The sequence below is a fragment of the Citrobacter sedlakii NBRC 105722 genome (assembly GCF_000759835.1).
GTDB lineage: Bacteria > Pseudomonadota > Gammaproteobacteria > Enterobacterales > Enterobacteriaceae > Citrobacter_A > Citrobacter_A sedlakii.
Genome location: NZ_BBNB01000008.1, coordinates 270,445 through 282,035 on the forward strand (window position 1 = coordinate 270,445; position 11,591 = coordinate 282,035).

11 protein-coding genes are annotated in these 11,591 nt (G+C 54.4%); 4 read left to right on the top strand and 7 right to left on the bottom strand.

All coding sequences use genetic code 11. The annotated features are described in order from the left end of the window. Nucleotides 1-99: 99 nt before the first annotated feature. The 3 genes from CSE01S_RS12465 to CSE01S_RS12475 all read right to left on the bottom strand — a co-directional run bounded on the left by CSE01S_RS12465 (nucleotide 100) and on the right by CSE01S_RS12475 (nucleotide 3,610). Nucleotides 100-1,050: an ABC transporter substrate-binding protein gene (locus CSE01S_RS12465; RefSeq protein ID WP_042288848.1), complete on the bottom strand. Its 951-nt coding sequence runs from the start codon at nucleotides 1,048-1,050 to the stop codon at nucleotides 100-102. Between the two features lie 73 nt (nucleotides 1,051-1,123). Next, a complete protein-coding gene (locus CSE01S_RS12470; RefSeq protein WP_042288851.1) occupies nucleotides 1,124-2,107 on the bottom strand; it encodes an ABC transporter permease in 984 nt (327 codons plus the stop codon). A gap of 3 nt (nucleotides 2,108-2,110) precedes the next feature. Then, a complete protein-coding gene (locus CSE01S_RS12475) occupies nucleotides 2,111-3,610 on the bottom strand; it encodes a sugar ABC transporter ATP-binding protein (protein WP_042288853.1) in 1,500 nt (499 codons plus the stop codon). A gap of 474 nt (nucleotides 3,611-4,084) precedes the next feature. Between CSE01S_RS12475 and fucI the strand changes: the two genes are divergently transcribed. The 4 genes from fucI to fucR are packed head-to-tail and all read left to right on the top strand — an operon-like array spanning nucleotide 4,085 to nucleotide 8,508. Further along, on the top strand, nucleotides 4,085-5,860 hold the full coding sequence (gene fucI, locus CSE01S_RS12480; RefSeq protein ID WP_042288856.1) for an L-fucose isomerase: 1,776 nt from the start codon (nucleotides 4,085-4,087) through the stop codon (nucleotides 5,858-5,860). A 50-nt stretch (nucleotides 5,861-5,910) separates the two neighbouring features. Continuing rightward, nucleotides 5,911-7,320 carry an L-fuculokinase gene (fucK, locus tag CSE01S_RS12485; protein ID WP_042288859.1) on the top strand — a complete coding sequence of 470 codons (1,410 nt, stop codon included), beginning with the start codon at nucleotides 5,911-5,913 and terminating at the stop codon, nucleotides 7,318-7,320. Between the two features lie 11 nt (nucleotides 7,321-7,331). Next, nucleotides 7,332-7,754 (top strand): L-fucose mutarotase, encoded by a 423-nt coding sequence (fucU, locus tag CSE01S_RS12490; RefSeq protein WP_042288861.1) that lies wholly within the window; start codon nucleotides 7,332-7,334, stop codon nucleotides 7,752-7,754. Between the two features lie 43 nt (nucleotides 7,755-7,797). Next, the gene (fucR, locus tag CSE01S_RS12495) at nucleotides 7,798-8,508 is read left to right on the top strand and encodes an L-fucose operon activator (RefSeq protein WP_042288863.1); all 711 of its coding nucleotides are present in this window, start codon (nucleotides 7,798-7,800) and stop codon (nucleotides 8,506-8,508) included. A gap of 29 nt (nucleotides 8,509-8,537) precedes the next feature. Here fucR and rlmM read toward each other — a convergent pair whose 3' ends face one another. The 4 genes from rlmM to CSE01S_RS12515 form a co-directional block, all read right to left on the bottom strand. Next, the gene (gene rlmM, locus CSE01S_RS12500) at nucleotides 8,538-9,638 is read right to left on the bottom strand and encodes a 23S rRNA (cytidine(2498)-2'-O)-methyltransferase RlmM (RefSeq protein WP_042288866.1); all 1,101 of its coding nucleotides are present in this window, start codon (nucleotides 9,636-9,638) and stop codon (nucleotides 8,538-8,540) included. Beyond that, entirely contained in the window at nucleotides 9,631-10,026 is a 396-nt protein-coding gene (locus CSE01S_RS12505) for a DUF423 domain-containing protein (protein WP_042288868.1), read from the bottom strand. The genes rlmM and CSE01S_RS12505 overlap by 8 nt, the downstream gene beginning before the upstream one ends. A gap of 18 nt (nucleotides 10,027-10,044) precedes the next feature. After that, nucleotides 10,045-10,962 (bottom strand): glycine cleavage system transcriptional regulator GcvA, encoded by a 918-nt coding sequence (gene gcvA, locus CSE01S_RS12510; RefSeq protein WP_042288871.1) that lies wholly within the window; start codon nucleotides 10,960-10,962, stop codon nucleotides 10,045-10,047. Nucleotides 10,963-11,312: 350 nt separating this feature from the next. After that, the gene (locus CSE01S_RS12515) at nucleotides 11,313-11,540 is read right to left on the bottom strand and encodes a YgdI/YgdR family lipoprotein (RefSeq protein ID WP_012906999.1); all 228 of its coding nucleotides are present in this window, start codon (nucleotides 11,538-11,540) and stop codon (nucleotides 11,313-11,315) included. Nucleotides 11,541-11,591: the final 51 nt, after the last annotated feature.

Sequence of the window (11,591 nt, forward strand, 5' to 3'; positions counted from 1 at the left end):
AAAAGCATTTTACACTTTTGTCTTACCGCATCAGTCGCTTAAGCGTGAGCCGGCGGGCGTTACGCATAAACGGGGGCGCAGGCCTCGCCCCCCACGGCCTTATTTCTTGCCAAACGGATGCAACAGCTTGTCAATTTCCGGCGTATTGATATTTTGCGCACTGACAAATTTCACCGGAATGTCGATCTCTTTCGGCACCGTTTGGCCAGAAAGCGACGCATTCAGCGTTTTGATCCCCTGATAGCCAATTTGAAACGCATCCTGCACCACAAATCCCTGAATCACGCCAGCATTCAGGAAATTGATAATCGCCTCAGTGCTGTCGAAGCCAATGACTTTCACTTTGCCTTTCAGGTTCTGGCTGTCGATGGCGTTGGCGACACCGAGCGTTGATCCCTCATTCGTGCCGTAGATCCCCGCCAGATCCGGGTTCGCCTGGATCATATCGATGGTTTTATCCATCGCTTTTTGCGGATCGCCGTCGCTGTACTGTACCGGCAGCACCTGAATATCCGGGTACATCTCCTTCATGCGCGCAATAAATCCTTCCGAACGTTCAATCGCCGACGACGTCCCCGCTACGTGGGCGATAATGCCAACCTTGCCTTTCTTATTCACCTGCGCCGCCAGCGCGTCGGCGGCTTCCGCCCCGGCTTTGCGGTTATTGGTCGCCACGAAGCTCACCGGAATATCAGAATTAACGCCAGAGTCAAAGGTCACCACCTTGATACCGCGTGAATTGGCGGTTTCTACCAGCGGCGCCAGCGCGTTAGCGTCCAGCGCCGCCAGCAGCAGGCCGTTGGGCTTCTTCGCCATTGCGTTTTCCACCAGTTGAATTTGCTCGGCGATCTGAGTTTCATCGGCAGGGCCGACATAGCTGGTTTTATCGCCCAGCTCCTTCGCCGCCGCTTCGGTCCCCATTTTCACGGTTTGCCAGAATTCATGCTGGAAACCTTTACTGATCACCGGAAGATTTAAATCTTTCGCCAGCGCGCCGGAAGAGATGCACGCCAGCAGGGATAACGCATAAACAAGATGCCTGGTTTTCATTATGTGACTCCGTTGTGAGTGTCTCACCCTTTACGTCAGGGTCTGTATGCCCCGTGACTGCCGGGAGCGTAAATCAACGAATTTTTTTGCGTAAGGTATCAAGGTACACAGCGGCCACCACCACAATGCCCATCGCCACCATTTGCCAGAACTGGGAAACGCCCATCAGGTTCAGGCCATTTTTCAGTACGCTCATGATGAACGCGCCAATGATAGTGCCGCCGATGGTGCCAATGCCGCCCATCAGGCTGGTGCCGCCGATAACGACTGCCGCAATCGCCTCCAGTTCATAGCCGACGCCAACCGTAGGCTGCCCGGAGTTCAGGCGTGAGGCCAGAATGACGCCCGCGATGCCGGTCAGTAGCCCGCAAAAGGCGTAAACGAATATTTTGACCCGTTGGACCTTAATACCGGAGAGATGCGCCGCCACCTCATTGCTGCCGACGGCATAGACATAGCGGCCAATCACCGTTTTCTTGAGAATGTACCCGGCCACCAGCGCCACGATAACGAGATAAAACACCGGATACGGCAGCACGTCGAACAAACGCCCCTGGGCCAGCAGCTTAAAGGTGGGGTAATCGGCAAAATAGATTGCGCGGCCATCCGTCATCACCATGTTGATCCCGCGAACGGACATCATCAGCCCGAGGGTGGCAATAAACGGCGGGATGGTCATTTTGGTGACCAGCAGGCCGTTGACGTAACCGCAAAGCCCTCCGGCAATGACGCCCGCCAGAATACAGACGGGCAGCGGCAGCCCGAGGGTGGCGCAAATTCCCACCGCGACGCCGGAAAACGCCACCACTGAGCCTAATGAAAGGTCGATTCCTGCGGTGATAATCACAAAGGTCACGCCAATCGCCATAATGCCAATCACCGAGGTTTGTAACGCGATGGTCATGATATTTTCGGTATTAAAGAAAAAGGGCGAACTGAAGCTGAAGAAAATGATCAGAATGATCAGACTCAACAGCGGCGCGAGGCGCATCAGTAGCGCTTTGTTAACTTTTAATTTCTTATTATTCGTAGCAGATGAGGTGACAGAGATGGTCATGATTTAATCCTCTAACGTCGCGAACTGCATGATTTTTTCCTGTGTGGCGTTATCGGCAGTTAATTCACCGGTAATACGACCGCTGCGCATCACTAAGATGCGATCGCACATGCCTAACACTTCCGGTAATTCAGAGGAAATCATGATTATCGATTTACCTTTCGCCACCAGGCGATTCATTAATTCATAGATTTCCAGTTTTGCCCCGACATCAATTCCCCGGGTTGGCTCATCAAAAATGAGAATTTCAGTATCCTTACACACCCAGCGGGCAATAATAATTTTTTGCTGGTTCCCACCACTTAAATTAATGGCTGCCTGTTCGAGATGCGGCGTTTTTATTCTGAGCGCGTTTACCTGCTCCTCGCTGATCTGCTGGCAACGTCGGGTATCAACATTGCCAAAGCGGTCAGAAAACTCAGGGTAATTGCCCAGCATAATGTTACGCTCGACGGAAAGATTGAGCGCCAGCCCTTCCTTCTTGCGGTCTTCCGTTAAATAACAAATACCTTGCGCGATGGCATCGGCAATATCGTTAATCACGATCGCTTTGCCGTGGAGCTTTATCGTCCCGGCATCGACCGGATCGGCGCCAAAAATCGCCCGCGCCAGTTCGGTTCGTCCAGCCCCCATCAACCCGGCGAAACCAAGAATTTCACCGCGGTGAAGGGTAAAGTGAATATCGTTCAGCACGCCTTTTCGCGTTAACCCGCAGACCTCCAGCACCGGCTCCCGGCGCGCCTTTCGCGCGCGAGGGGGAAAGATATTGCCCAACTCGCGGCCCACCATCATCGCTATCAGATCGCTGATTTTTACCGTTTCATACTCCACGGTATCGATGTACTGACCGTCGCGCATCACGGTGGCGCGATCGGCGATCAGCGCCAGTTCCTCCAGACGGTGCGAGATGTAAACAATGCCGGTTCCCTGCGCCTTGAGCAGTCGGGTAACGCGGAACAGGCTCTCAATCTCCGTTTCGGTGAGCGCCGCGGTGGGTTCGTCCATAATCAAAATTTTGGCGTTAACCGAGATCGCTTTGGCGATTTCCACCATTTGCTGCTGCGCGACCGTCAGGTCTGAGACCAGCGTATCGGGGGCAATATTCAGATTGAGCTTTTGCAAAATATCCGTCGCCGCCTGGCGCTGCTGTTTTTCATCCAGCCGCCAACGGTTATTTTTACAATACTCGCGGCCAATAAAGATATTCTCTTCAACGGTTAATTCAGGAAATAAATTAAATTCCTGATGAATAATGGTGATGCCAGCATTTTGCGCGCTAAGCGGATCGCTAAACGCGATCGGTCTTCCCTCAAAGATAATCTCGCCTTCGTCCGGTTGATAAACGCCCGCTAAAATTTTCATTAGCGTTGATTTACCCGCGCCATTTTCACCTAATAGCGCATGGACTTCGCCTTTACGGAGCGTGAAATTCACATTACTCAACGCTAATACGCCGGGAAAGCGTTTCGTAATATGATTCATCTGTAAAAATGTTTCGGACATTGCTGCTTTCCTCAATAATCAGAAACCGCAGGCTGTAAATCAGGCGAAGTACGTTCTCAGGGCCGCCCCTTACCGCGAATGTGAATTCTTCCTGAAAACAGTGATACGTCACGTTGGCTCAATGCTGAATATTGCTAACTCGAGTTAGCGATTTGCCTTTTAAAGCTATTTTAGCCACCCCAAATAGCCAAATTATTTGGCGTGAATTTGTGACGCCGGGCAGACTCTTTATTTTAACCAATTGAAATAGATTGATTTTTATAGAAATCGTCACGCGCTTTTATTTGACGTAGATCGAATTTTAACCACTTCTCGTGAAGTTTCTCACAATCCCGTCAGAAAAAAGTTGTGTAAAAAACCTGCCAATACCTAAGCTAACTCGAGTTAGCAAAAACACATTTTTTCAGCCGACTGCCGCGGTGGCGCCTCTCTTCCGCCTGCGCAGCGCGTCTAAACGAAGATGAGGAACCACGCATGAAGAAAATGTCCCTGCCAAAAATCGGTATTCGTCCGGTGATCGACGGACGCCGTATGGGCGTTCGCGAATCACTGGAAACCCAAACCATGAATATGGCGAAAGCTACCGCCGCTCTGCTGACGGAAAAGCTGCGCTATGCCTGCGGCGCGCCCGTCGAATGCGTCATTGCCGACAGCTGCATTGCCGGGATGGCGGAAGCCGCCGCCTGCGAAGAAAAGTTCAGCGGCCTGAACGTCGGTCTGACAATCACCGTCACCCCGTGCTGGTGCTACGGCAGCGAAACCATCGATATGGACCCAATGCGTCCAAAGGCTATCTGGGGATTTAACGGCACTGAACGCCCGGGAGCGGTGTATCTGGCTGCGGCGTTGGCGGCCCATAGCCAGAAAGGGATCCCGGCGTTTTCCATTTACGGTCAGGATGTGCAGGATGCAGGCGACAGCGCCATTCCTGCCGACGTGGAAGAGAAGCTGTTGCGCTTTGCGCGGGCAGGACTGGCGGTGGCCAGCATGAAGGGCAAAAGCTACCTCTCGCTGGGCGGTGTCTCGATGGGTATCGCCGGATCGATAGTCGATCATAATTTCTTTGAGTCCTGGCTCGGCATGAAGGTGCAGTCCGTCGATATGACCGAACTGCGCCGCCGTATCGATCATAACATTTACGACGAAGCCGAACTGGAAATGGCGCTGGCCTGGGCCGATGCCCATTTCCGCTTTGGCGAAGATAAAAATGCGAAACAGTACCAGCGCAACGCTGAACAGAGCCGACACATCCTGCGCGAAAGCCTGCTGATGGCAATGTGCATCCGCGACATGATGCAGGGCAACAGCAAGCTGGCGGAGAGGGGACGCGTGGAAGAGTCCCTCGGCTACAACGCCATCGCGGCAGGTTTTCAGGGACAGCGCCACTGGACCGATCAATACCCGAACGGCGATACCGCCGAAGCGCTGCTAAACAGCTCCTTTGACTGGAACGGAGTGCGCGAACCGCTGGTGGTCGCCACTGAAAACGATAGCCTGAACGGCGTTGCAATGTTGTTCGGCCATCAACTGACCGGCACGGCGCAGGTCTTCGCTGACGTGCGTACCTACTGGTCGCCGGACGCGGTTAAACGCGTCACCGGCCATACCCTCAGCGGTACGGCGGAACATGGCATCATCCACTTGATCAACTCCGGTTCCGCCGCGCTCGACGGCACCTGTAAACAGCGGGACAGTGACGGCAACCCGACGCTGAAACCGCACTGGGAGGTGACGCAAGAGGAAGCCGACGCCTGTCTGGCAGCCACCGAATGGTGTCCGGCGATCCACGAGTATTTTCGCGGTGGCGGCTATTCGTCACGCTTCCTGAGCGAAGGCGGCGTCCCGTTCACCATGACCCGTGTGAATATCATCAAGGGACTGGGGCCGGTATTGCAAATCGCCGAAGGCTGGAGCGTGGCGCTACCGAAAGCGGTTCATGACACACTCGACAAGCGTACTGACTCCAGTTGGCCGACCACCTGGTTCGCTCCGCGGCTAACCGGCAAAGGACCGTTCACTGACGTTTATTCGGTCATGGCAAACTGGGGCGCAAACCACGGGGTGCTCACCGTGGGACATGTTGGCGCTGACTTCATTACCCTCGCTGCAATGCTACGTATTCCGGTCTGTATGCATAACGTGGACGAAGCGAAAATTTATCGCCCTTCCGCCTGGGCCGCGCACGGCATGGACATCGAAGGTCAGGATTACCGCGCCTGCCAGAACTACGGGCCGCTGTATAAACGTTAAGATTCGACGTGGGCCGGATAGCGTAATGCCATCCGGCAACGGGAGTCCTTATGAAAAATGACGTTATTCTGGTTCTCGACTGTGGCGCAACCAACGTGCGGGCGATAGCCGTCGATCGGCAGGGCAAGATTGTCGCCCGCGCCTCGGTGCTTAACGCCAGCGAGGCGGCCACTGAAAACAGCGCGTGGCATCAGTGGTCGTTTGACGCCATACTGCAACGTTTCGCCGGGTGTTGCCGGATGCTGAACGACGAACTGTCCGCCTGCCGGGTTCGCGGCATTACGGTGACCACCTTTGGCGTTGACGGCGCGCTGGTGGATGCGCGCGGCGAACTGTTGTATCCGGTAATTAGCTGGAAATGCCCGCGCACGGCGGCGGTCATGGACGCCATCGGCCGTTTTATGCCGCCACGCCAGCTTCAGGCGATTTCCGGCGTGGGCGCATTCAGCTTTAATACCCTGTATAAGCTGGTGTGGCTGAAAGAGAATCACCCTGCGCTTCTGGCGCAGGCGCATGCCTGGCTGTTTATCTCCTCACTGATTAATCAGCGTCTGACCGGCGAATTCACCACCGATATCACAATGGCCGGCACCAGCCAGTTGCTGGATCTTCACCAGCGCGATTTCAGCGGCGATATTTTGCAGGCCGCCGGTTTGACGCGCGCGCTGTTTCCCCGGCTGGTAGAAGCGGGTGAACGAATCGGCTTGCTGCAGCCTACCGCTGCGACGCTGCTGGGACTGCCGCCGGGCGTTCCGGTGATCTCCGCCGGACACGACACTCAGTTTGCCTTGTTTGGCGCGGGCGCGGCGCAGGACGAGCCGGTGCTCTCCTCCGGCACCTGGGAAATCCTGATGGTACGCAGTCGCCAGGTCGATACCGCGACGTTAAGCCGCTATGCCGGATCAACCTGTGAACTGGACAGCCAGCGCGGATTGTATAACCCCGGCATGCAGTGGCTGGCCTCCGGCGTACTTGAATGGACGCGCAAACTGTTATGGACGCCCGACACGCCCTGGCAAACGCTAATTGATGAGGCACAACGTGTACCGCCTGGCGCTGAAGGGGTCAGAATGCAGTGTGAACTGCTTACCTCCCCGCTGGCGGGCTGGCAAGGGGTAACGCTCGCCACCACCCGCGCGCATTTATACCGCGCGGCGCTGGAAGGCTTAACGGAACAGCTTCGCCAAAACCTGCATATGCTGGAAAGCATCGGGCACTTCCGGGCAACGGAGCTTCTGCTGGTGGGGGGAGGAAGCCGCAACCCGTTGTGGAATCAAATCAAAGCCAACGTGCTGAACCTCCCCATTAAGGTGCTTGACGACGCGGAGACCACCGTCGCCGGGGCGGCGATGTTTGGCTGGTATGGCGTTGGCGAATTTGCCAGTCCGCAGCAGGCGCGCGAGCAGGTGCGCTACCAGTACCGTTATTTTCATCCTCAGTCACCCTATCCGTCACACTAAAGGAGTGGTTCATGCTTAAAACACTTTCTCCATTAATCTCGCCTGAACTGCTCAAGGTGCTGGCGGAAATGGGACATGGCGACGAGATCGTTTTCTCGGACGCGCACTTTCCGGCACACAGCATGGGGCCGCAGACAATCCGCGCCGATGGACTGCAGGTTAGCGAATTATTGCGGGCGATCATTCCGCTGTTCGAGCTGGACAGCTATGCGCCGCCGGTGGTGATGATGGCGGCGGTTGAGGGCGATACCCTCGACCCGGATGTTGAGACCCGTTATCGCGATGCCCTTTCGTTGCAAATGCCTTGCCCTGACATTGTGCGCATCGATCGCTTCGCTTTTTACGAACGCGCGCAAAAGGCTTTTGCGATCGTCATCACCGGCGAGCGCGCCAAATACGGGAATATTCTTTTAAAAAAAGGCATAACGCCGTAATCTCACCCGCGGCAGAGTTTTCCGGACGGTGAGAGGGTCAGCGATGAAAGCGGTTCGTCAGCAAGCGATAGTGCATCTGCTTAGTCAGCATCAAAGCCTGACCACTGACGCGCTGGCCGCGCTGCTTAATGTCAGTAAAGAGACCATCCGCCGCGATCTCAGCGCGTTACAAAGTCAGGGCAAAGTGTTGCGTAGCCACGGACGGGCAAAAAGCATTCGGCGGGAAAACGGAGATAACGGCGATCCGTTTTCTCTTCGTCTGAAAAGCCATTACGCCCACAAAGCAGACATTGCCAGAAAGGCGCTCGGCTGGATAGAAAACGGTATGGTCATTGCGCTGGATGCCAGTTCAACCTGCTGGTATCTGGCGCGGCAGCTACCGGATATCGACATTCAGGTGTTCACCAACAGTCAGCCAATCTGCCAGGCGCTAAGCAAGCGCGAGCACATTCAACTGATTTGTTCTGGCGGTACGCTTGAGCGTAAACACCGTTGTTATGTGAATCCCTCACTCATTTCTCAACTGAAAACGCTGGAAATTGATCTGTTTATCTTTTCCTGTGAAGGAATCGACCGCCACGGCGCGCTGTGGGATTCCAGCGCTTTTAACGCTGAATATAAATCCGTACTGCTGAGTCGCGCCGCGCAGTCGCTGCTGCTGATCGATAAAAGCAAATTCAACCGTTCGGGAGAGGCCCGGCTGGGTCATCTGGATGAGGTGACGTCTATTGTTTCAGACGTGTCGGCGAGATAGCGCCAAACGAGGCCTCCTCCGGCGTAGTTTTAGCGTTCGTCGCGACGCCCGCCTACCGCCGCCCACAGGCGACGCACGTGCACCGTGACTTCTTCGCGATCGTGATAGAGCTGACGCGCCTGGATCTGCGCGTTCACGCCATGTTCATCCAGTTGCGCCTGAATATACGCCAGGTTCTGGGAGACTTCTTCATAGCGTTTTTTCATCGGCAGCTTGAGGTTAAAAATGGTTTCACGACACCAGCCATTCACCAGCCACTGCGCCATCAGCGCCGCCACTTTCGCCGGTTTCTCCACCATATCGCATACCATCCATGAGATGTTGTTACGGTTCGGGCGATACTTAAAGCCATCTTCCCGCAGCCAGGTCACCTGTCCGGTATCCATCAGGCTTTGCGCCATCGGACCGTTATCGACCGAGTAAACCCACATGTTCCGCTTCACCAACTGGTAAGTCCAGCCGCCGGGGCAGGCGCCTAAATCCACCGCATACATCCCGTTCGCCAGACGCTCATCCCACTCATCTTCCGGAATGAACACGTGCAGCGCTTCTTCCAGCTTGAGCGTCGAGCGGCTTGGGGCGTCGGCGGGAAACTTAAGGCGCGGAATGCCCATGTAGTACGGGGAGTTATTTGAGGCATACGAATAACCGGTATAACAGCATCCCGGCGCGATAAAGAAGACGTGGACCACCGGACGCTTCGGCGTTTCATAGTGCGTCAGAATGCCTGCGTCACGCAGCGCGGCGCGCAACGGCACCGTAAACTTGCGGCAGAACTTCATCAGTTCTTTGCTTTCATTGGTGTCCGCCACTTCAACCCGCAGATCGCCGCCCTTCTCGACCACGCCCTGCAGCATACCGACGATCGGCGTGATCCTGTCTTCCGGCGGCAAATGCTGCAGCAGCTCGCCCACCACAAACCACTGGCGGGTGAAGATCAGTGAACTGAACGGCAGCTCGCTGATAATTTTTTCCGCATCATCGGCCTGATAACATTCATAAATGACATATCCCGCGTTTTCTTTAACGCGCGCAAAGCCAAACAATTCGCGACGTCCCGCTTTATCGGTAATTTCCGCAGCGCACTCTTTTTCAAAGCCCGGGCGACACAACAACACCACTTTATTCATGAACAACGCCCTTACGCTTCAAACGAACGGCGCCGATTAACATCAACACCCACCCTGCCAGGAAACTCACCCCGCCAACCGGGGTCACAAACGCCCACAGGCGCAAATGCGACAGCGCCAGGCAATATAAGCTGCCGCTAAACAACACAGTGCCTAACGCCAGAAAAACGCTACTCCAGTAGAACCAGATGCTGATGCGGCGCTGCATCGCGACCGCCAGACCGAAGATCGCCAGCGTATGAAACGCCTGGTATTGCAGACCGGTCTGGATCCAGCCCATCTCAACCACACCAAGGGTTTTGCTTAGCACGTGCGCTCCGAAAGCGCCCAGAGCAACATAGATAAAGCCACTGACAGCGGCAAAAATCAGCATAAAACGGCTGGTCATGGTAATACCCTAAGTAAGTTATTGTTCGTAGCGAAAGCGGAATTTCTCTTGTTCAGCCGCCGCTTTCGCCAGGATCCACTGACGGAAGGCGGCTATTTTACCCAGTTCTGCCTGACTGTCATGACAAACCAGATAAAATGCGTTTTTACTCACCAACACATCGTTAAACGGACAGACCAGACGTCCGGCCTCAATTTCCGATTGCGCCATCACGTTATTCGCCAGCGCAACGCCCTGACCGTGAATCGCCGCCTGCAGCACCATCGCGCTGTGGCTGAAGATCGGCCCCTGCTGGACGTTAATATGATTCAGGCCCAGCTGGCGCGTATAGGTTTGCCAGTCGCGGCGCGAGGCGTCATGCAATAGCGTGTGCTTCGCCAGATCCTCTGGCGACTTCAATGGCTTATCCCCCGTCAGCAGCAGCGGCGAACAGACGGGCAACAGATATTCTGCGTACAATTTTTCGACGCGCAAGCCCGGCCAGTTGCCGCGACCATAAAAAATCGCCACGTCGACATCGTCCGACAGCTTGTCTTCCTGACGGTCCACCGCCTGGATCCTGACGTCGATTCCCGGATAAGCTGAGTTAAAGCTAGAGAGTCGGGGAACCAGCCACTGGATCGCAAAACTGGGCAATAAACTGACCGTCAGCGCCCCTTTTGCGCTTCGCGCCTGAAGTTTACGCGTCGCTTCGGTTAATTGCGAAAAAATCTCTTTGATGTCGAGGAAGTAGCTTTGGCCTTCCTCGGTGAGAAGAAGAGAACGGTTGCGTCGCCGAAACAGTTTAAGTCCCAAAAAATCCTCAAGTGACTTGATTTGGTGGCTTACTGCGGCCTGCGTCACAAAAAGCTCTTCTGCTGCGCGAGTGAAGCTGAGATGCCGTGCGGCGGCATCAAAAACACGTAATGCGTTCAGAGGTGGAAGACGTTTAGACATGGCTATTAGACTTTGATGTTAAAACAATTTAACAATTAGATTACAAGCTGTAACCTATTAGTTTTTTTTATCTGAGCCATTATAATTTGTCCGTTGAGGAACTACCAGCAAATACCTATAGTGGCGGCACTTCCTGAGCCGGAACGAAAAGTTTTATCGGAATGCGTGTTCTGGTGGGCTTTTGGCTTACGGTTGTGATGTTGTGTTGTTGTGTTTGCAATTGGTCTGCGATTCAGACCACGGTAGCGAAGCTACCCTTTTTCACTTCCTGTACATTTACCCTGTCTGTCCATAGTGATTAATGTAGCACCGCCAAATTGCGGTGCTTTTTTTTACCTGTCCGCTACGGATTAGTCTTCCAGCGCGACCATCTCTTTCACGTCAGTACGGTTGATCTGCTGTTTGTTGCCGTTAGCGTCTTTGTAAGAAATCATCCCGGTATCGTTATCGGTCTGCGGTTTACCGTCAGACACGATGCTGCGACCATCGTTGGTGTGCATTACATAGTTCGGACCGGAACAGGCGCTCAGGGCAAAAGTCAGCATACATGCAGAAATAATTGCGGCAGTCTTTTTCATCTTCTTCTCCTTAAAGCTGTTTATGCTATTAAAAACGTACTCCGTAACAGG